The following is a 21,219-nucleotide window of genomic DNA, read 5'->3' on the forward strand; positions in this document are numbered from 1 at the left end:
CTGTTGCTTTGTGTAGCTGAGCTAAAGTATTAATCAGCGCTCGATTTTCTGGAGGTGCAGATGAATACCTTGCCTTCACTGCGGGCCATACAGGTGTTTGAAGCCGTAGGACGCTTCGGTGGAATTGTCGAAGCGGCAAGGCGGCTGGGCATCTCGGCAGGGGCTGTCAGTCAGCAAATGAGATTGTTGGAAGACAGTCTGGGGATAAGTTTGACCTTCAGGGTGGGCAAGCGTATCCGTCTGACTGCTGCGGGGCAGCGTTACCACGATAGCTGCGTGGCAGCGTTCGAAATGCTGCGTATTGCTCAGGTCGAAGTCGAGCGAGCTAAGAGCGCTACCAACTTGCGAATCAGTGCTTTGCCATCGCTACTTTCAGATTGGCTGGCTCCGCTTATTTACACATGGCAGAGCGATCACCCGGAAATCAATCTGTTTCTTGATGGTAGCCATGCTGAACCCGCACCTGACGGCTATGAAATCGACTTTCGGGTGACATACGGAGATTATGGGGCAACCGAGCACGCCATTGAGTTGTTCCGCGATTGTGTCGTTCCAGTCTGTAGCCCGCACATGTTGCGTGCCGATATGCCGTTACGGACTCCGGCGGATCTGTTGGCTTATCCACTGTTGTCTATCGATTGGCTGCCTAAATTCGCTTCCCCACCTTCTTGGCGCGATTGGTTCAGTACACAACAAGTCGACTGTTCGCACATCTGTGATGGTTATCGGGTCTACTCATTATCGTCAATGGCAATCCAGGCTGCGATCCTTGGGCAAGGCGTTGTATTGGCGCAGTACTCAATGATTGCCGATGCCGTGACGAATGGGCGTTTGATCATGCCGTTCGCGCAGGGGCTGCAAATGCCTTCGTCGTATTTTTTAGTAGGTGCCAAAGATGCTTTCGATAAAGCTCACTGTCGTGACTTCCATCGATGGCTGGTAGCGCGTGGACGGGATCAAATGGCAGTGAGTGAGCAACTGTTGAGCTGACCATCCGTGAAAAATGTGAATGCGCGATTTTTATAAGCAATTGGCGCATTTGTTAGCCACGCCTCACATACTGGGCGTTCGTATAAAATAGCGCTTCCGCTCGTAGGAGCCCTCTGGAAATAGGAGTCATTGTGTCCACGACTGTCAATGGCAGACCACCCCTTGAGTCTTTGACGATTGAAAGTCCCTCTCCTCTGTACGCCAGGGTCAAGCAAGCCATTGTGCAAAAAATCCGCTCAGGGGACTGGCTGCCAAACTCGAAATTGCCATCGGAAAGTGAGCTGCTAAGCCTGTTGGGGGTCAGCAGAATGACCATCAACCGCGCCTTGCGAGAGCTGACGATCGAAGGGGTGTTGGTACGCAAATAGTGCCTATGGGCACATGGATCTTGGCGTCTATCTCATCGCAAATAACAGCGTCCGTGTGCGCTGCGGTGACAGCGTTTATCAGATAGGGCATTCAGACTGAGGTTTCGCAAAAAACTCTCACGTCAGCAGATGATGCGGTTCTTCAGCAACCTTCCGGCGTGTACCATGGCGATGGAGGCCTGTGCCGGAGCGCATTTCGTTGCTCGCCAACTGATGGTCATGGGTCATGAAGCCAAACTGATTTCCCCGCAGTTCGTCCGCCCTTACGTCAAGGGCAACAAAAACGATTTTGTCGATGCCGAGGCCATCTGCGAAGCGGCATCACGCCCGTCTATGCGTTTCGTTTCACCTAAGACCGAGGCCCAGCAGACGCTTTCAGTTTTGCATCGTCTACGTGAGTCACTGGTGCGAGACCACACCAGAACCGCCAACCAGAGGCATGGTTTCCTGTTGGAGTTCGAGGTTAGCCTACCCAGAGGTTGGCCATCATGAAGCGTCTGCCTGTCATCCTGACGAACATGAGCTACCCACTCGACTCATGACCCTCCTGGATCGTTTGCGCGAACACTTCAACTACCTGGACGCCCAAATCAAGGATCTGGATAAGGATCTGGCTTGCCAACTGGCTGACTGTGGAAATGGGCGATGGCAAGCAGTACGCAGGTAGTCGTGACTTCGCTGCCTCCTTTGGCTTGGTACCCAGGCAATACAGGACCGGAGGCAAGGCCAATTTGCTGGGGATCAGCAAGCGCGGTGACAAAAATCTTAGGCGACTACTGGTTCAGTGCACTCGAGTTTATCTTCAGCAATTGAAGAGCCAGCACGGCGCGTTGGCGGAGTGGGTTCGTTCGCTGCTGATACGACAGCACTCGAACGTGGCGGCCTGTGCCTTGGCCAACAAACTGGCTCGGAACGCTTGGGCGATCTCAACTGGTCATGGAATATTTAACGCAGGGCCAGATGTCGTGGCTATCTGACTCAGCTGTTGTTCTAGTACCACGAGCCACCTTCAGGTTTTGCGATAGCTGAACAATGGATGACGTGAATGGCCTACCGGCCTGGCGAAGAACCTGCTTTAAAAATCGGGTCTGCAAGAAGCCGTTAGCCTTTTCAGGATCTCATGGCGCGGGTGACGCATCCAATAGACGCCGGATAGATTTAAGCAAGCCAATCACTTCGCCCGTTAATCAGCATTGCAAAAAATGGGGGTGACCATAGATTTTTAATGTTGCTGCCCGAGGTGTTCATGGGCAATACGGCGGAAGAAAGGTTAGCACTACTGTTTGGAGGTCAGGCGCAGTGCCAGGTAGTACAGAGGTTTTTTACCTGGCCTGCGTGCCGTATCAGTGCGGCTGCAATCCGCTGAAGAAACGGCTGAAGATATCTTCGCCTTCGACCGGCTCACTGCCTGCGATCATCGCTAGTGCAAAACCCAGCGCCGAACTGTGTGCTGTATGGCCGCTGCCCCCGTCGGCCCGCAAGTCGAGCACCAGGGTCGGGCAACAGAACAGCGCTAGGCGCATGACGCGCTCCCAATCCGTCGGTAGCCAGTGCCTCTCGTGTAGCTCGGCCAACAACGGTTGCCAGTAATGACGGCTTTTGCTCTCCAGGAACGCGCTACGCAACGGCGTCAGTTGCCAGCTGTGTTCGACGAACATCTGTTCGCCCTTGATGCTGGTCGTCACATGAAACTGACTGGCGACCCGCGTTGGCTCGTAGAGCCACACCGGATGAGCAAAGATGTTGTGGAACGTCGCCTTGATTTCTGCCAGCAGCGCCGGGATCTGGCGACCGGCGAAGGCAGGGTCGAAACTCACCAGACGCGGAGCCTGGCCGCTGACTTTCTCGTACCAGACATTGGCGTTATGCGCATCGCCGTGGGCAGTGACCACACCATGATCGGCCAGCCGCTGCGGGGCTAAACGCTGGCCGCTCTCGGCAAACAACTCGCCGAGCGAAGATGCATAAGTTACGCCATTGATCGTCCAGCGCAGACCCTTGAGTTGATCCCACTCGACCACAGTGCCTGGGAAAACAAAGGTTTTACCGACGTAGGCGCGCTCGACACGACCGCCAAAACCGGGAACGTTATTGGCCGATACCAGGCGGTGATGAAACAGCTGATGTATCGGTTCCCGGCAGACCGCGTCCGCCTCTCCTGGCCCCAGAGTGCGCAGTACGCCGGCCAGTCCATCGTGATCGTATTGGCGCTGGGCCTCGACGACCTGAGACATTTCATGCCAGGCTTGGCGCTCCTCGATGTCACGACAGACGTCGGCTAGACGCAGGTTGTCGCGCAAGGTGTAGAACAGGATCTGCCGGCCCGGTTCGCCGCATGCAAACAGGGGCACGTCAACTCGATAACCCGTATCGCGTAGCAGTTCGGCGTTGTAGTACTCCTCAATGGTTTTATCCTCGCCTTCTTCATTGTGGTACTTGAAGAACAGTTGGCGCGCATCGCTTAGGGTGACGCGCCCGTTGAGAGAGTTGAGGCTGTATTGATCTCGATTGATGATCAGATCTGTCGCAGTGACTCCGATCACCTCATCGACCAGTTGCATGAGCTTGGCGCGCGCTCCAGCCCAATCGCCCTGACGGGCGAGTGTCCGGGCCTGTGCGGCGAGTGGTTCGGGAGTAGGGGGCATGAAGGTGTTCCTCATTGAAAAGTGGGGGCAATGATGAGAGGGGGGGCAAGGACGCGTGCAGGTGTTGACTGTCTCCGGGTTCAGATACTCGCCAGGTAGCCACCGTCGACATACAGCACTTGCCCGGTGATGTAGCTGGCCGCGGACGAACAGAGGAACACTGCGGCGCCGGCCAGGTCGCGCAGTTCACCGAAGCGCCCGAGCGGGATCTTTGCCTGCATCTGCTCGCGCCAGCCGGCATCCTGATAGAACTCATCGGTTAAATCGGTATGGAAATAGCCAGGGCCGATGGCGTTGACACGAATGCCGGACGCAGCCCATTCGGCAGACAGGGCCCGGGTCATGCCAAGTAGCCCGGATTTGGAAGCACCATAGGCGGTGGCACCCGGCACGCCGACTTCGCTGGTCAGCGAGCACAGGTTGAGGATGCAACCGCCACGCACCATCATCGCTTTCGCTGCATTCTGCGCACAGAAAAAGCTCCCCTTGAGGTTGGTGTCGACGATCCGGTCCCAGGTCACCTCGTCCAACTCCAGGGCTGGTTTGATCTGCTCGACTCCGGCATTGTTGAGCAGAATGTCGATTCGGCCTTCGCGCTGCAGTAATTGCTCGAATGCGGCAGTGCGAGACTGTGCATCGGTGACATCCAGGTACAGCGTCGAACACGTTCCGCCAGCGGCTTCAATGGTCGCAGCCACCTCAAGCATGGCTGCCTGGTCGCGAGCGGCCAGCACCACCCTGGCTCCTGCTTCGGCCAATGCGATGGCGAGCGTCCGCCCTATGCCTCGCGACGCGCCTGTGACCAACGCCACTTGCCCATTCAGGGAAAAACCTCGCATCAGGTTGCTCATGACCCAATCCTCAGGGTTTGATAATGGTTTTCAAGGCTCCAGCGTTACCGAATGGAAGGTCGCGGTAGGCGCCAAGCCCCTGTTCCAGTGAGATCGGTTCGCTGATCAAGGCCTGTAACTTCGCAGACAGGCGTGGCAGCAGTTCGAGGGCTTGGCGTTGTTCGTCACGAAAAACGCTGCAGCCCAGCAGATCGATTTCGCGCTCGACCAATTGATTGATATTCAGGTTCGCGGCGCCATGAAACAACCCGACCAGCGCGATACGCCCGCCAGATGCCACATTGGCGATCAACTGCTCAAGGACCACTGGCGAGCCGGTTGCTTCGATGCACCAGCGCGGTTCGCGACCGTCACAGGCCTTGCGGACTTGCTCAGCATTAAAGGCTACCGGTTGCACCCCCACCACTTCACGCAACAGGTTTGCTCGAGCCACATTGCGCTCGACCAGCAGTACCGGATGCTCGCCTAGTTCGCGCAACAATAATGCTGCGAGCCCGCCGATGGTTCCGCCTCCGGCGATTAGCACCGGTTCGCCGGGGGCGGCCGCCAACCGGTTGACCACTCGCAGGGCTACCCCCAGCGGCTCAGCCAGAGCGGCAATTTCGTCGGATACACCGGCCGGCACCTTCAGCAGGCGATGAGCAGGCTGAACACTTTGTTCGGCAAAACCGCCATCGCAGACCTCGCCGACGAAACCCAATTGCCGGCACAGGTTGCCTGCGCCATCCAGGCAGTGATCGCACTCGCCGCAGATGGCCCGAGAATCCACTACCACCCGTTCGCCGAGGGCAAAACCCTCTACGTCCTGACCCAGAGCAATAATCTCGGCGCAGAACTCATGGCCCGGGGTGACTGGCAGTTGCGAAATCCACTGACCGGTCTGGTAGTTGTGAAGATCGGAGCCGCAGATCCCCGCTGCACGCACCGCCAAACGCACAAAGCCCGCCGGAGGGGGCGCCGGCTCGGCGACCTCCTCGAAACGCAAGTCGCCCTTGCCGTAAAACCTTATCGCTCGCATATATGCTCCTTGAAAGTCTCAGGTGTAGAAGGGCGTGCTTTCAGTCACTGAGCACCCGCAACTCAGGCGCGAGCCTTGAGGATTTCCAGGCGCAACGGCGACACCGCCAACGCATGTGCACTGAAGCCTTCGTAGAGGGCAAAGCCATGAGCCTTGTCGGCGAGCGGCTGGTAGCCGGCGTGAGTCACATAGCCAACTGAGATACGTTTCATGTAGTCGAACACTGAGAGCGGCCCGGCGGTTTTCGCCGCACCGTTGGTTGGCAATACCGCGTTCGGGCCAAGGATGAAGTTGCCTAGGGTCACGGGTGTGTAGTTACCCAACAGAATCTCCCCGGCGTTGCGAATCCTACCCAGTACTGCCATGGGCTCTTCGGCAAGAATCTCCAAGTGCTCGGGGGCGTATTGGTTGACGAATTCGATCGACGTGGCGAAATCTTTGGTCAGGACGATCCCGCCGTGCTCGCCACATAGAACACTTTGCGAGAACTCGGCACGTTTCGGCTCTAGCCTGGCCCAAAGCCCAGGGAGTGCAGCCATGGCCGCTTCAGCGACTGTACGGCTATGAGTGACCAGATAGGCCGATGAATCCGGGCCGTGTTCGGACTCAATGATCAAATCCAGTGCGGCCAGTTCGCCATTGGCGGTTTCATCTGCGAGGATCAGGCTTTCGCTCGGGCCGGCAGGTACGCCGGGGTCGATCAAACCGGACAGTTGCCGCTTGGCAGCCACTACCCAGGGGCTGCCGGGGCCAACAATCTTCAGGCACTTGGGCACGCTTTCGGTGCCATAGGCCACGGCTGCAACACCCTGAGCGCCACCGCATTTGTAGACTTCGCGGATACCGACCAGACGTGCCGCCACCAGGGTCGCATCGTCTACCTTGCCATCCGGACCGGGTGGGGTGATTACCACCGGCCGCGGCACACCAGCGACCACTGCGGGTATCGCCGTCATCAACAAGACGCTGGGAAACGACCCCTTGCCGCGTGGCACGTAACATGCGACCGAATCAATGGCCACGTGCCGATCGCCGGCGAATGCACCCGGCTGCATTTCCTTGAGCCACATCTCTTCAGGCTTCTGCGCTTCGTGGAACGCACGGATGTTTTCGGCGGCATATTTGATTGACTCGATCACCTTTGGGTCCATGCGGGCGAAGGCCGCTTCGAACTCACTCTCTTCAGCGCGGATCACCATCTGCTCGGTGCTGACTTTGTCGAACTCCTTGGCAAATCGCTGCAAGGCGGCATCGCCTTCGCGTCGCACGGCCTCGATGATCGGCTTGACCTTTTCGATGAAGAACGCAAGGTCGGCTTCGGTGCGTTGAAACAGCTCGGTGGGCAATTCACTGGACGCGCTGAGGTCATGGAAAGTTGGTTGTTTCATGGGGATTCCTCGTAGGTGCAAGGCCACGCGGAGGTGGCGGACTGAGAAGGTCATGCAGATTCAACAGTGTCTTCACGAATCGAGCGCAGCACCTGTCGTTGCAAAGCGATGAAATCGGGGCTGGTGCACATGTCTTCGTGACGCGGGCGTGGCAGCGGGACCTCGTAGGTGCTTTTGACGGTTCCGGGGCCCATCACGACGATGCGGTCGGAAAGGTAAACGGCTTCCTCTACGTCGTGGGTGACGAACATGACCGTGAGGCGATGGGTTTCCCAGACCTGGGTCAGCAGCTCCTGCATTTGCCGGCGGGTCATGGCGTCCAATGCACCGAAGGGTTCGTCCATCAAGAGGATTTTCGGTCGATAGGACAAGGCGCGGGCAATCGCCACTCGCTGCTTCATACCCCCCGAAAGCTCGTTCGGGTAAGCCTGAGCCGCGTGGTTCAGATTGACCTGCGTCAGGTGCTCATCGGCAAGCTCGCGGCAATCACTGGCGCTGTATCCGGCGGCCTTGAGGGCGAACTCGACGTTTTCTCGAGCGGTCAGCCAGGGCAGTAGGGTGTAGGACTGAAACACCACGCCGCGATCCATGCCGGCGCCGCTGATCGCAACGCCGTCGACGCAGACCGAACCATCGTCATAGTCCTCCAGCCCGGCGGCGATGGAGAGCAGGGTGCTTTTGCCGCAGCCGGAGGTGCCGACGATGGACACGAATTCGTTGTCGGCCAGGGTCAGGTTGATTCCCTTGAGCACCAGTCTAGATTGCTTGGCGCTGTAGAAACTCTTGGTCAACCCATTGATCTGCAGGGTGCTCATGGGCGCCTCCGGTTGTAGCGAAAGAGGATTTTCTCGGCGGCGCGCATGGCCTGATCGGTGACCAGCCCGAGTACCCCGAGCAGCAGGATGTAGCCGATGATCGTGTCGGTCTGGAAGAAGCGCTGTGACACGGTGATGCGATAACCTAGGCCTGAAGTGGACGCCACCAGTTCAGCCAACACTAACCAGGTCCACGCCCAACCAAGGCTGATGCGCAGGGCGTCCCAGATGCCCGGAAAGGCGCTCGGCAGGACAATCTTCAAGAGAATGCGACGGTCCGCCATGCCCAGTGTTCGGCCCAGGCCGATGAAATCTGCTGGGACCCGTTTGACGGCATCCATCACCATCAACACTTGTTGGAAGAAGGTGCCCAGCCAGATGATCAGGAATTTTTGGAAGTCGCCGGTACCGCTCCAGAGAATGCTCAGCGGCACAAAGGCCACCACCGGCATGTAGCGGACGAAGTCCACCAGAGGTTCGAACGAGGCCTTCCAGAAACCGTAACAACCGGCCAGAACTCCAATCACGATCGACATCAGTGAGGAGACCAGAAAGGCGACAGCGATCCGATAGAGACTGACCTTCAAATCTGCCCATAAGGTGCCATCGGCGGCCAGCTTGCTCAGACGTAAGCCAACTGCTTCAGGGGTTGGCAGGAAGATCGGCGATACCAACCCCAGTCCACTGGCCAGCCACCAGGAGCAGGCCAGCAAAAGGAACACGCTAGCGGCGATGGCGATATAGCCGGCTCGCCCTGGCTGGCGACCAATTACGAACAGGTTCCCGCGCTTGCGGCGCGACACGATGGTCGGGGGGGTAGGCCTATCGTGTTTTGCTGTATCCACGTAACCCATTGAAACTCCGTACCGCTTTCAATTGACCAGCAGCATTCGACTGCCGCTGGTGGGTAATGCACTGGACGCCGGCGATGACGGTCGGCTGCCGATGTGCGATGACGTTCGCGTTGGGGATCACACTTAGTGCGGTCACTTGAGGGCTTCGACGAACCGCGCATCGATTGTTTTGGTTGCGTCAACCGGCTGCTGTATCAAGCCGGCAGCAGTGGCTGACTTCAAGACGTGTGCAAAGGTCTCATGACTGAAACCTTGAGTGAGTTGTGCCTGGTTATCGGCAAGGCTGTAGAAGTGCACACCGTCGAAGGCGCTGGCCAGATCTGTGGCGGTCGAGCCGACGGCTTGAGCAATCACTGCGCGGTCGGCCTGAGTATTGTTCTGGTAATGACTAAGCGCTGCGTCCCAGGCTTTGATCATCGCCAGCACTTGTCCGGGCCGCTCTTCTAGCACCGAGTCACGTACCACCAGCACATCACTGATAATGCCTGGGTCGTCTTTGCCGCTGTAGAGCATATTGACCTTGGCATTCTGCTGTTTGGCGGCACTCAGGTAAGGTTCATACGTCACCGCAACCGGTACTTTGCCGGCGATCAGCGCTGCACCAGCAGTACTTGCCGGCATAGGGACTGGCTGGATGTCGCTCCAGAGCATGCCAGCCGAATCTAGTGCGCTATGCAGCAGAATGTCGCTGGTAGTGCCTTCCTCGAACGCAACCTGCTTGCCCTTGAGCTCTTTGAGCGATTTGATCTCTGGCGCGGCAATGATCGCGTCGGCGGTCATGCTCTGATCGAGCATCAGTACGATTTTCACTGGAAGACCGGCCGCAACCATGCCCATGGCGGTATGGGTAGCAATTGTGGCCGCATCGATCTGCCCGCTGGCAAGGGCGGCGTTGATGTCTTTGTCCTCACTGAAGTTCACGATGCTGACGGTTTCCAGACCCTGTTTGCGGTACAGGTCATGGGCTGCGGCGACATGCAGTTGGCCATACCCGAGCCAAGGTTCTACTCCGATTTTGAACGTGCCGGGTTCGGCTTTCATACCGGCGCTTGGTTGAGCAGCCACTGCTACACCGGCCGCCATCAAAGCGCAGGCTCCCAGAAGATTTCGCATGCCGTTCTTGAATCGCTCACTCATGACGTTTCTCGCTTGTTTGAGAGGATAGGTTCTGCTCGATTGACCGTGCAGCAGGTCAATCTCGTCCATTCATTACCGATCGGACGGGGCATAGAAGCGCGTTCGGTCGAGCCGTACTGACTGGTATATACATGTATGCAGGTAGCGTGCCTATTTTTGCTTTCTCATCGCTCGATTGCTCAAGACTCTCTCTGCTGTAAGGGGCTTGAGACGTCGCCGGAGTTGGAATTACATCGTTGGTTATCCCTAGGCGCCTCTAAAATGTGCATGGAGTGCACCCGAAGATCCGTAGGAGGGCATGAGTTGGACAGGGTGTCCGAGGAAAGGAACTGCGAAAGAGGGAGCGCCTGCGCATCAGAATGCGATTTGCTTTGCTGTATAGACAGGTTTCGGAGTGCTGCCCCCCCAAAAAATAACCAACGCAGACGAACCTAGCGTCGGTCGAAAGCGATCCCTTTACCGATCACGTTATCAGTAATCGTGGCTGAGACTCAGCTGTCGCGGTGAGCGCCATTCATCGGCAGACGACTGCCGAGGCGATAGCGCGACGAGGGGTGAGTTAGCCGAACGTAGGTGACGATTTTGTTCTGGCTCCAAGTGCGACGTACTAGGATCAGGCAGGGTTCATTGGCATCGATCTGCATATGTTTGCTTTCGTCGCTGCTGGGGTGACCGGCTTCGACAATGTGCTCCATCTCGTCGGGCCTAATGACTTGCAGCAGGTAGCGCGCCGGTTGCAAGTGTTCGCCAAAGTCCTGTTGCAGGAAGTCCGGCACCAGCTCGGGGTTGACGTAGCGATCCTCGAACTGTACTGGCACGCCTTCTTCACTGTGCACGCAAATCAGATGAAATACCGACGAGCCAGTGGGCAGCGCCAGGGCGGCAGCTACCGGCATTGAGGCGGCTTCGCGGCCAAGGTGCAGCACACGGCAGCTATAACTGTGCCCCCGTGCGAGGATTTCGTCGGCGATATTGGTGATGCGCAGCAGGTTCGATTGCGGCTTGCTTTCAGCGACGAACGTCCCGACGCCGGAGATCCGCACCAAATGGCCTTCCTCGGTCAGCTCGCGCAAGGCCCGATTGACGGTCATGCGCGAAATGCCCAGCTCTTGCACCAGGCGATTTTCCGACGGAATCAGGTCTCCGGGTTTCCATTCACCGCTGCGCAGCTTGTCTTGCACAAAGTCCTTCGCACGCTGATAGAGGGCTTGCGGTGCATTTTTGATCATGGGTCAGTCCACGCCTTTTTGAGCGGCAAGAACACTTGCCAGGGCTTTGAGAAAAAGGTCGTTATCCTCACAGCTACCGATGGACACACGCAAGTACTGTGTATACCCGTCTTCACGCCAGGGTTTGAGGATGACGCCCTTGCGCAGCAAGGCCTGATTGATGGTTTCGGCCGGATAGGGCGTGCTGAAGTACAGGAAGTTGGCCATCGATGGCGCCGGGCTCAATCCCATGTTTTGCAGGGCAATCACCATGTGCTGCCGCTCGTGGGCGACATGGGCGAGGGTGACCTGCAAATGCTCTTCGTCCGCCAGTGCTGCAATGGCCGCGGCCTGGGCCACGCGATTGATGTTGAACGGGGTGCGTAGACGGTCGATCAGGTCGGCCAGCAAAGGATCGCTGACGATGCCATAGCCGATGCGCAACCCGGCCAGGGAATACGCCTTGGAGAAAGTCCGCAGCAGGATGAACGGCTTGCCACTGGCCTGAATCAATCCGAGGCAATCGGGGTAATCCGCCTCGAAATCGGCGTATTCGTAATAGGCCTCGTCGAATACCAGCAAACATTGCGCCGGCAGCGCTGCCAATAACTGTTGCAACTCGTCGGCGTCGAGGGTGCAGCCAACCGGGTTTGAGGGGCAGGAGAACATCAACAGCCGGGTCTTCGGCGTCAGCGCCGCAATCATCGCTGGCACGTCGAAGCGACCCTCATCCGTCATCGGCACCCCTGACACCAGGGCTCCGGCGGCGAGGGGGTAAATGAAGTGCAGACCGAACGACGGCACTACCGTGACCACTTCATCGCCGTGGTCCAGAAACACGCGGCTGATAATACTTAGCAAATCTTCCGAACCATTGCCGAACACCAGGTGATTGCCCGGTACGCCGAGCTTTGCCGACAGCGCCGCGCGTAATTCCAGGCAACTGGCATCCGGGTAGAGGGCGATGCTGGAACAGGCTTTGACCATGGCGGCTGCCACCGCAGGCGCCGGACCCAAGGGGTTTTCGTTGCTGCCCAGCTTGGCCACGCGGGTCAGGCCGAAACACTGGCGTACGGCTTCGGAGCTGAGGCCGGCGTTGTAGCTGGCGAGATCGCGCACTTGGGGGCGTGCAAGGAGTTGCAGTTCAGCAGCGTTCATACCAGAGAAACCTCTTTGTTGTCCTGCCAGAAGGCATTGCGATCCAGATAGTTCTGCAGAAATTGCTGCAGGCGCTGGTGTTCGGAGTTGTGGAATATCTGCTGCGGCGTACCCTGGGTGACCACTTGGCCCTGGTCGAGGAACACAACCGAATCAGCGACCTGCGCGGCGAAGCCCATCTCATGAGTGACCACCACCATGGTCATGCCTTCTTTGGCCAAGGTCTTCATGACCTGCAAGACTTCGCCCACCAGTTCCGGGTCGAGCGCCGAGGTCGGCTCATCGAACAACATGATGTGCGGCTCCATCGCCAATGCCCGAGCGATGGCCACGCGCTGTTGCTGACCACCGGAGAGCTGGATCGGATAGACATCGGCCTTGTGCGTCAGACCGACTTTGTCGAGCATCGCCATGGCCCGCTGACGGGCTTCGGCCGTCGATAACTTGCGCACCCGCAGCAGGGCTTCGCTGACATTGCCCAGCGCCGTCATGTGCGGCCACAGGTTGAATTGCTGGAAAACCATGCCGACATTACGCCGAACCTGATTGATCTGCGCTTGCGGCGCGCGTTTGCGACCCTTGCCGTTATCCGGCACAAAGCCGAGCAACTGGCCTTCGACATAGATTTCCCCTTCGTCATACTCTTCGAGGAACGCCATGCTGCGCAGCAGGGTGCTTTTGCCCGAACCGGAAGGCCCGATCAGGCATACCACTTCGGAGTGTCGGACCTGTAGATCGATGCCTTTGAGTACACGCAGGGTGCCGAAGCTCTTGCCGACATTGTGCAGGCGCAGCATAGGTTGCTGGTCGCCGGGGAGTTGCTCGGGAGTCTTCATGGGGTCACCTTGTTTCGGGGCAATGGGTTTCAAGTGGTGTTGTAGGTCATTCATTGCGGTTGTCTGCTCATAAAGCCCCCGACCTTTGTTTCCAGGTACATGCCCAGGCGCGAACAGAGTTCGACCAGTAGCAAGTAGCCGATACACAGCACCAGCAGGGTTTCGACGAAAGCGAAGGTTTGCGAGCCGATACCGGTCATGACCATCGTCAGTTCCGGGATGGTGATGATCGACAGGACCGCAGTTTCCTTGCACAAAATCGTCACTAGATTGACCAGCGCCGGCAGGATGATCACCAGCATCTGCGGCAACTGAATGCGCAGGATGCATTGCCAGCGTGTAATCCCCAGACAGTCGGCGGCTTCCAGTTGACCGCGGGCCACCGACTCGAAGCCGGTGCGGAAGATCTCCGCAAAGTAGACGCTGCCATAAATACCCAACCCCAGAACCCCGGCCGGAATCGGCTCCAGGCTGAGGCCGAAGGACGGCCCGCCGTAGTACACCAGGAACAGCTGGACCAGAAACGGCGTGCTGCGGATCACTTCGATGAACACCCGCAGCGGCGCCCGGATCAGGTTGTTGCCAAACAGCTGAGCCACGGCAATCAGCAAGCCGAGGAACAAACCGAGCACGACGCCGGCGGACCAGGTGCCGAGGGTGACCGCAAAGCCTTGGGCGATGTCATCGAGGTGTTCGGTGATGATCCGGTGATCGAAGATCATGAGCGTTGCTCCTTCATGCGTCGCTCCAGCAGACCGCCGCAGAACGCCAGGGGAATGTTGATCAGGCAATAGAAGCCGGCGAGCATCAGGTAGTTCTGAACAAACAGGTAATCGCTGGCCGCCAGGTTCTGCGCGGTGCGGGTCAGGTCAGCGAGGCCGACCACCGACACCAGCGAAGACGCCTTGATCAGCAAGATCATTTCGTTGACCAGCGCTGGCAACGTCAGGCGCACGGCTTGCGGCACGCGAATACGGATCAGCATTTGCCCGGTGCTCATGCCAAGCAGCCCGGCGGCCTCCAACTGACCACCGGGTATGGCGAGGAAGCCACCGCGCAGGATCTCGGCGATGTAGGCCCCGGCGCACAATGACAGGCTGATGATCGCGGCCGTCAGCGGCGAAACATTGGGCAAGCCGACCCGTGGCAGGAAGTAATAAACGAAGAGCAACTGCACCAGCAGCGGAATGCCCCGGAACACAAAAATGTAGCCGCCCCCCAAACGTTGGAACAATGGCACCGGTGACAGTCGCAGGCTGGCGACCAGAGTGCCGATGAAAAAGCCGATCACCAGGGCGGCGCCGGAGACTTCAAGGGTCACCAACAGGCTGGTCAGTAGCAACGGCAGGTTCTGCAAAAACAAAGGCCAATCGAACATCGCGGCGACTCCAACTCAGTTGATCGCCGGCCAGGGCTGGCCGACGATCAGGAGCTCCAATGAACAGACGGGTTTACCAGGTTGGGGTGAAGTCGGCTTTCGGCACATCCATCTCGGTACCCAGCCATTTTTTCTGCAACGCAGCGAGGCGACCGTCGTCGTGCATTTTCAGCAGCGCGCTATCAAGGGCCGCGATCAGGCCTTTGGCGTCGTCATCCTTGCGGCCAAGGTAGGCGAAGTAGGATTTCTTGCCGAACGGCGGCAGGATCACCTTGAAGGCTTTGCTGCGCTCGGCGGCGACGTAGGAGATGTTCGGCAGCGAGTTGGCAACGGCAACGATGCGCTTGGCCGCGAGGTCGGCGTAGGCCTGGTTGTTGTCGACGTATTCGCGGATCGTGACTTTCTCCGGAAGGGTGGCGGCGAAGGTCTTGAGTTCTTCGAGTTGCGCTGAGCCTTTGCCCGCACCTACGGCCTTGCCGGCAATGTCTTGCGGTTTGGTGATGGTCGTGTCGCTGGCGCCGACCATCAAGGCTACGGTGGCTTCGGCGATCGGCAGCATGAAGTGATAACGCTCTTTACGGGCCTGGGTCACGATGATAGGACCGGCAACCATGTCGAATTTCTTCGCTTCAAGCCCTGGCAATACGCTTGGCCATGGCAGGTCGATGAACTTCACCTTGACCCCTAACTCCTTGCCCAACTGATCGAACAACTCGGCGTTCAGGCCTTTCTGTTTACCGTTATCGGTGAAATCGAAAGGCGCAAATTGCAGCTCGGTACCCACCACCAGTTCACCGGTTTTTTTTACCTCCGCCAGTTGATCGGCGTGTGCAGCCAGGGACGCAACAGTCAGGGTCATAGCGAGGCACAGGCCGTTGAATCGTTTACTGAAAAGAGAATCGAGTTGCATGGTGTCACTCCTTCAGGGGATACAGCGAGGTTGGGTGTGAGTCCTGCGGTGATTCAGGAGGGCAATAGCAGTTAACGTGCCACTCCGGTATATACAGGCCCTCAGCCGAGGATTTTTCCCGGATTGAGAATGCCGTTGGGGTCGAAGCAATCCTTGAGTTGGCGCATCACGGCGAGGGCTTCGGGGCCGACCGAGTGATGAAGAAACTCGCACTTGAGCAGGCCGATGCCATGCTCGGCAGAGACCGAGCCGCCCAATTCACCGACGGCGCTGTAAACCAGATCTTCGATGTCGAGAATCGGCGCCGGCTGCGGCAACGACACACAGTCAACGGTCAGGTGCAGATTGCTGTCACCGATGTGTCCGAAATACACGCTGTGATTGCCCGGCCAGCGCTTGTCCAGCCTTGCGCGACAGCGTTCGACGAAGTCGCCGATCAGGCCGATCGGCAGGCTGACGTCGAAATTCAATGGGGTCATGCGGGTCGGAAACTCACCGGTGGCTTCACGGATTTTCCAGAGCCCCCTGGCCTGGCTCTGGGAGCTGGCGAGCACCGCGTCGAGCACTTCACCGGCGCCGAAGGCTTCTTCCAGTGACGCTTCGAGCTGTTCCTGCGAACCGGCAGACTCAAGCAGGACATACAGTGGGTAGTCCAGCGACAGCGGCGGCGCCGCGTTTTCCAGCCAGCTCACCCCGAGTCGAAAGAAGTCCTGCCACATCAATTCATAGGCTTGTGGCGTGCCGACGCTGCGCTGAATCCGCCGCAGCAGGCTGACGGCGCTGGCGTAGTTGGGCAGGGCGCAGAGCAGGGTGCTGGTCGGGCCGGGTTGCGGCGCGAGTTTCAACACCGCGCGGGTAACGATGCCTAAGGTGCCTTCACTGCCGATGAAGCACTGTTTCAGGTCATAACCGCAGTTGTTCTTGATCATCTTGTTGCGCAGATCGAGCACCCGGCCATCGGCCAGGACCACTTCCAGCCCGAGCACCAGGTCACGGGTCATGCCATAGCGAATCACCGCGTTGCCGCCGGCATTGGTGGCGATGTTGCCGCCGATCTGGCACGAGCCGCGTGCCCCCAGATCCAGCGGGAAAACGAAACCGGCGTTGAGCGCGGCTTGCTGGATCTCTTCCAGCGTGGTGCCGGCCCACACGCTGATGGTGGCTGCCGCCGGGTCGATCTCTTCGATGCCACGCAGGCGTTCCAGGGACAGCGCGATGTCGCTGGCCCGAGGCACCGCACCACCGGCCAACCCGGTCATGCCCCCTTGGGGAACCACCGCTTGCCCGGCGACATTGCAGATGTGCAGGGCGCTGGCGACCTGGGCCGTGGTGCGCGGTAACAGCAGCGCCGCGGGGCAGGCCGGGGCGTGGCCGGTCCAGTCGCTGTAGTGACGTTGACTGATATCGGCGCCAGTGATTACCGCGTCGTCACCGAGTGCCTGACACAACTGTTCGAGGGTGTGTTGTAGATCGTTCATCAGCTCAACTCACGGTCGGGGAACGAGGAGGAGGTCGTGATTAGGGCACGACAGTCGAGTTGTTTCAGGTCAGGAGTGCCAAGTAAGGACAAGGCCAGGCGCAGTTCTTGCGCCAGCAGGTCCAGGGCGTGGCCTGCGCCTGCCTGTCCGCCGATGGCGACTCCATAAAGCGTAGATCGCCCTAGCAGCACCGCATCGGCGCCGAGTGCGCAGGCTTTGAGAATGTCAGTGCCGCGACGGACACCGCTGTCGAGCAACAGAGCCAGTTTGCCTTTGGCCACGGCGGCAACCGCTGGCAGGCAGTCGAGGCTGGCGGGAACTCCGTCCAGTTGCCGGCCACCATGGTTGCTCACCACCAAACCATCGAGCCCGAGGGCTACGGCTTTCTCGGCATCCGCCGGGTGCAGCACGCCCTTGAGCAGCAATCGATGGGGCCAACGTTCACGTAATCGGGCCAGGGCATCCCAGTCGAGCCCGCTGTCCATCTGGCTACCGATAAACTGCGCGGCGCCTCCGATGGTGCGTTGTTCGGTCGGCAGATAGCGTTCGATGTTGCCTAGGTTCGGCAGACCGTGTGGCCAAAGCGCCTGGGCCATCCAGCGCGGATGACGCAGCACGTCGAGCTTGTTGCGCAGGCTTAGTTGCCGGGGCCGGACAAAATTGCGCCGGTCCCATTCGCGGTTGCCCAACAGCACCGCATCGCTGGTCAATAGAAGGGTTTTGCAACCAACCGCGTGGGCGCGTTGCAACAAGTCTTCTCGGACGGAAGGATCACGCAGGCAATACAGCTGAAACCAGAGATTGACCTCCGGCACTGCTGCCACTAATTGTTCAAGAGAACTAGTGGACACGGTACTCAAGGTGAAGGGTAGGCCACGCGCCGTTGCGGCCCGGGCCAATTGAATATCGGCGTCGCGGTACAGCATCGCGTTGTAGCCGGTGGGACCAATCGCCATCGGCAGCGGCAGGTCTCGCCCGAACAGCGAGCACTGGGTTTGTGTGGCCGAGCAGGGCACCAATGTGCGAGGCAGCAGCGCGATGTCTGCGAAGGCCTGGCGGTTGCGCCGCAACGTCCATTCTTCTTCGGCGCCACCCTCTAGGTATTCCCAGGCGAAATGCGGCAAGCGTCGCCGAGCCATGACCGCCAGCTCGGAAATGCTCTGTGCCCGGAGAACATCCGGCCCTGAATAATAGCGACGCATGGCGATCCCTTAATGTGAGTATGGCGGCGCAGCGGGGCTGCGCCGATTCGATTGCTATCAGACGTACAGGCGTGCGGCGGGCAACCAGCGCTCGAACGCGGCAAATTCCACCCAGGCCCTGGCGGTGGCGATGTCGGGGGCGAAGTAACGGTCTTCGTCGTAATGCGCGACCTCGCTGCGAATCATTGCCAGGACCTCGCCGAGCTTTTTCGAGGTATTGAGCGGGGCATGCAGGTCCACGCCCTGAGCCGCTCCGAGCAGTTCGATGGCCACCACGGCGCTGCTGTTACTGGCCATGTCCAGTAGGCGGCGGGCCGCAAAGGTTGCCATCGATACGTGGTCTTCCTGGTTGGCCGAGGTCGGCAAGCTGTCCACCGATGCCGGGTGGGCCAGGGTCTTGTTTTCCGACGCGAGCGCGGCGGCGGTCACCTGAGCAATCATGAAGCCTGAGTTCAGGCCGCCTTCGCGCACCAGAAAGGCCGGCAGGCCGGAGAGCGCCGGGTCAACCAATTGGGCGATCCGCCGTTCGGACAATGCGCCAATTTCGGATATCGCCAGGGCCAGAACGTCCGCGGCCATCGCCACGGGTTCGGCGTGAAAGTTGCCGCCCGACAGCACATCACCGTCAGCACTGAACACCAGTGGGTTATCCGAAACCGAGTTGGATTCACGTAAGAACACCCCGGCGGCAAAGCGCAAATGGTCAAGGCAAGCCCCCATGACTTGAGGCTGGCAGCGCAGCGAGTAGGGGTCTTGAACCCGAGAGCAATCGATATGGGATTGACGTATCTCGCTGTTAGCCAGCAGTTCACGGTAGTACTGGGCCACATCGATTTGCCCCGGTTGACCGCGCACGGCCTGGATGCGCGGATCGAAGGGAACATCGGAACCTTTCAAGGCTTCCACGCACAAGCTGCCGGCAACCACGGCGGCGGTGAACAGTTTCTCGGCGGCAAACAGCCCGCGCAGTGCCAGTGCAGTGGATACCTGGGTGCCATTGATCAGCGCCAGGCCTTCCTTCGGCCCCAACACCATCGGTTCCAGACCGGCAATCGCCAGGCCTTCGACGGCGTCCATCTCACGCCCGTTATGACGGACACGACCCACACCAATGAGCACCGCTGACATATGCGCCAACGGGGCCAAGTCACCCGAGGCGCCAACCGAGCCCTGGGAAGGAATGCACGGATAGACCTTGGCCACATACAGCTGAACCAATGCTTGAATCACTTCCCAGCGAATGCCGGAAAAACCCCGGGCCAGGGACCCGACCTTCAACGCCATGATCAGGCCAACACTAGCGTCATCGAGCAATGGACCGGTGCCGGTGCAGTGCGAAAGCAACAGGTTGCGCTGCAACTTGGTCAGGGACTCGGTCGGGATCGACGTTCTGGCTAACAGGCCGAAACCGGTATTGATGCCATACACCGTACGTTCGTTGGCAATGATCTGGTTCACGGTTCGGGTGCTGGCATCCACGGTTTCGCGAGCAGCCGGATCCAGCTCAATCGCCCATTGCTTCTGATAGATGACGCGCAATTGATCGAGAGTGAGTCGGCCGGGTTTGAGCAGCAGAGGTGTGTGCATTGCAATGTCCTAGGGCAGTGGTGGATGGAATAGGTAGCCATATCATCCTGTATATACAGGATTAGCAAGACACGGGCCAAAATTACCGTTTCCGTCAGAGATGCGCATTTCAGGCGCATACTGCGCAGGTTTTAAAAGAGACCTTCGGTCCGCCGATCTTTGGATGTGTAACCGAAAGCCGCACCAAATACGCGCTCGGCGCACGCTGTTGGGGCGCAGGGAAACCAATTAATGCTGGGCATTAAGCCAGGTCAGGATTGTTGAACAATGAGCAGACGCCTTGGTGTACGGCGATTGGTGGTGCGGGAGAGGGGAGCGGCACAGTAAATGCTTTTTGCTGTATATACAGATTGGTCGCTATTGCGTCATACCCCTGAACGACCACCCCCGAATCACGACCCCAGGAGTGAGCATGTCTTCTACTATTCGTCTGCCTCTGATCGATATGTCCGGTGTCCGCGAAGGTAACAAGGCGAGTATTCGTCGAGCCTCCGACGCCATTCGCACTGCCTGCTGCGACATCGGCTTCTTCTACATCATCAATCACGGGGTGCCGCAGCCGGTGATCGATAAAGCGATGGCCGCCGCCAGGGAGTTCTTCGCTTACCCGGCCGAGGTCAAGCGCCAGGTGGCCGTCAACAAGCGGCATCGTGGTTGGCACGCATTGGGCGGGGCGACCATGTATGAGGCCACCAAACCCGATCACAAAGAATTTTTCAGCATCGGGCTCGAACTGGCCGAAGCTGATCCCTGCGTGATTGCCGGTGAAGCGTTGCGCGGGCCGAACCAGTGGCCAGAATTCATGCCGTCGTTGCGTGAAGCATTGGCTGACTATTATCAGGAGGTTGCCAAGGCCGGGGCCGACCTGCTGCGGGTGGTGGCGATAGGGCTGGGCATTGACGAAGATTTTTTCACCGACAAATACACCAAGCCGTTGCAGCGCACCCAGATGGTGTATTACCCACCGCAGCCGCCCCAGGCCGAAGCCGACCAATTCGGGGTGGCGCCGCACACTGATTACGGCTGCATCACATTGCTGTATCAGGACAACAGCGGCGGCTTGCAGGTCCGCGAACTGGGCTCCAATCGCTGGATCGACGCCACGCCGATTCTCGGCAGCCTAGTGGTGAACGTCGGTGACCTGTTGGCGCACTGGTCCAATGATCGTTTTCGTTCAACGCTACATCGGGTGATCAACACCTCGGGCCATGAGCGTTACTCCATAGCAACGTTCTATGACCCGACCTATGGCGCGACGGTCGATCCTTGTGATCTGGGGGTCGCCCCGGCGCTGAGCCTGTATCCGCCGGTGGCAGCGGGAGACTACATCCTCAAGCGGATCGACGACTCGATGGCGTATCGTAAGAAGGCTTAATGAAGCTCGGGCTGTCAAACA

The 21,219-nt window shown here is 58.8% G+C and carries 18 protein-coding genes and 2 pseudogenes; 4 read left to right on the forward strand and 16 right to left on the reverse strand.

Annotated features, from left to right (window positions below):
• The first annotated feature begins 60 nt into the window (after window positions 1–60).
• The 3 genes and pseudogenes from NRG23_RS02580 to NRG23_RS02590 form a co-directional block, all read left to right on the forward strand.
• On the forward strand, window positions 61–990 hold the full coding sequence (locus NRG23_RS02580) for a LysR substrate-binding domain-containing protein (protein ID WP_257373647.1): 930 nt from the start codon (window positions 61–63) through the stop codon (window positions 988–990).
• Window positions 991–1,121: 131 nt separating this feature from the next.
• Window positions 1,122–1,352 (forward strand): annotated as a pseudogene (locus NRG23_RS02585) (GntR family transcriptional regulator); the annotation flags it as partial.
• A gap of 87 nt (window positions 1,353–1,439) precedes the next feature.
• Window positions 1,440–2,335, forward strand: a pseudogene (locus NRG23_RS02590) (IS110 family transposase); the annotation flags it as partial.
• Window positions 2,336–2,701: 366 nt separating this feature from the next.
• Here NRG23_RS02590 and NRG23_RS02595 read toward each other — a convergent pair.
• From NRG23_RS02595 to hutH, 16 genes are all read right to left on the reverse strand, one after another.
• Entirely contained in the window at window positions 2,702–4,003 is a 1,302-nt protein-coding gene (locus tag NRG23_RS02595) for a hypothetical protein (protein WP_257373648.1), read from the reverse strand.
• Window positions 4,004–4,083: 80 nt separating this feature from the next.
• Entirely contained in the window at window positions 4,084–4,854 is a 771-nt protein-coding gene (locus NRG23_RS02600; RefSeq protein ID WP_197678106.1) for an SDR family NAD(P)-dependent oxidoreductase, read from the reverse strand.
• Between the two features lie 10 nt (window positions 4,855–4,864).
• Window positions 4,865–5,872, reverse strand: coding sequence for a zinc-binding dehydrogenase (locus tag NRG23_RS02605; RefSeq protein ID WP_257373649.1), 1,008 nt, complete (start codon window positions 5,870–5,872; stop codon window positions 4,865–4,867).
• 62 nt (window positions 5,873–5,934) lie between these two features.
• Entirely contained in the window at window positions 5,935–7,260 is a 1,326-nt protein-coding gene (gene hisD / locus NRG23_RS02610; protein ID WP_257373650.1) for a histidinol dehydrogenase, read from the reverse strand.
• A 50-nt stretch (window positions 7,261–7,310) separates the two neighbouring features.
• Complete coding sequence (locus NRG23_RS02615; protein WP_257373651.1) at window positions 7,311–8,075, reverse strand: ABC transporter ATP-binding protein; 765 nt, start codon at window positions 8,073–8,075, stop codon at window positions 7,311–7,313.
• The gene (locus tag NRG23_RS02620) at window positions 8,072–8,929 is read right to left on the reverse strand and encodes an ABC transporter permease (protein WP_081360984.1); all 858 of its coding nucleotides are present in this window, start codon (window positions 8,927–8,929) and stop codon (window positions 8,072–8,074) included. Before NRG23_RS02620 ends, NRG23_RS02615 begins: the two co-directional genes overlap by 4 nt.
• A 132-nt stretch (window positions 8,930–9,061) precedes the next feature.
• On the reverse strand, window positions 9,062–10,135 hold the full coding sequence (locus NRG23_RS02625; protein WP_257373652.1) for an ABC transporter substrate-binding protein: 1,074 nt from the start codon (window positions 10,133–10,135) through the stop codon (window positions 9,062–9,064).
• A gap of 422 nt (window positions 10,136–10,557) precedes the next feature.
• Complete coding sequence (hutC, locus tag NRG23_RS02630) at window positions 10,558–11,295, reverse strand: histidine utilization repressor (protein ID WP_257373653.1); 738 nt, start codon at window positions 11,293–11,295, stop codon at window positions 10,558–10,560.
• Window positions 11,296–11,298: 3 nt separating this feature from the next.
• Window positions 11,299–12,432 carry a histidinol-phosphate transaminase gene (hisC, locus tag NRG23_RS02635; RefSeq protein WP_110175341.1) on the reverse strand — a complete coding sequence of 378 codons (1,134 nt, stop codon included), beginning with the start codon at window positions 12,430–12,432 and terminating at the stop codon, window positions 11,299–11,301.
• Window positions 12,429–13,268 carry an amino acid ABC transporter ATP-binding protein gene (locus NRG23_RS02640; RefSeq protein WP_306674800.1) on the reverse strand — a complete coding sequence of 280 codons (840 nt, stop codon included), beginning with the start codon at window positions 13,266–13,268 and terminating at the stop codon, window positions 12,429–12,431. The genes hisC and NRG23_RS02640 overlap by 4 nt, the downstream gene beginning before the upstream one ends.
• A gap of 50 nt (window positions 13,269–13,318) precedes the next feature.
• Window positions 13,319–13,990: an amino acid ABC transporter permease gene (locus NRG23_RS02645; RefSeq protein WP_081360987.1), complete on the reverse strand. Its 672-nt coding sequence runs from the start codon at window positions 13,988–13,990 to the stop codon at window positions 13,319–13,321.
• Window positions 13,987–14,646 carry an amino acid ABC transporter permease gene (locus NRG23_RS02650; RefSeq protein ID WP_257373654.1) on the reverse strand — a complete coding sequence of 220 codons (660 nt, stop codon included), beginning with the start codon at window positions 14,644–14,646 and terminating at the stop codon, window positions 13,987–13,989. The genes NRG23_RS02645 and NRG23_RS02650 overlap by 4 nt, the downstream gene beginning before the upstream one ends.
• Window positions 14,647–14,719: 73 nt before the next feature.
• Window positions 14,720–15,556 (reverse strand): transporter substrate-binding domain-containing protein, encoded by an 837-nt coding sequence (locus NRG23_RS02655; RefSeq protein ID WP_257373655.1) that lies wholly within the window; start codon window positions 15,554–15,556, stop codon window positions 14,720–14,722.
• Window positions 15,557–15,657: 101 nt separating this feature from the next.
• Window positions 15,658–17,034 (reverse strand): FAD-binding oxidoreductase, encoded by a 1,377-nt coding sequence (locus NRG23_RS02660; RefSeq protein ID WP_257373656.1) that lies wholly within the window; start codon window positions 17,032–17,034, stop codon window positions 15,658–15,660.
• Complete coding sequence (locus NRG23_RS02665; protein ID WP_257373657.1) at window positions 17,034–18,236, reverse strand: alpha-hydroxy acid oxidase; 1,203 nt, start codon at window positions 18,234–18,236, stop codon at window positions 17,034–17,036. The genes NRG23_RS02660 and NRG23_RS02665 overlap by 1 nt, the downstream gene beginning before the upstream one ends.
• A 57-nt stretch (window positions 18,237–18,293) precedes the next feature.
• Window positions 18,294–19,823 carry a histidine ammonia-lyase gene (gene hutH, locus NRG23_RS02670; protein WP_257373658.1) on the reverse strand — a complete coding sequence of 510 codons (1,530 nt, stop codon included), beginning with the start codon at window positions 19,821–19,823 and terminating at the stop codon, window positions 18,294–18,296.
• A gap of 412 nt (window positions 19,824–20,235) precedes the next feature.
• On the opposite strand from hutH, the gene NRG23_RS02675 reads away from it, so the two are divergent.
• Window positions 20,236–21,198: an isopenicillin N synthase family oxygenase gene (locus NRG23_RS02675; protein ID WP_041988089.1), complete on the forward strand. Its 963-nt coding sequence runs from the start codon at window positions 20,236–20,238 to the stop codon at window positions 21,196–21,198.
• Window positions 21,199–21,219: the final 21 nt, after the last annotated feature.

The sequence above is a fragment of the Pseudomonas sp. T8 genome (assembly GCF_024610635.1).
Lineage (GTDB): Bacteria > Pseudomonadota > Gammaproteobacteria > Pseudomonadales > Pseudomonadaceae > Aquipseudomonas > Aquipseudomonas chlororaphis_I.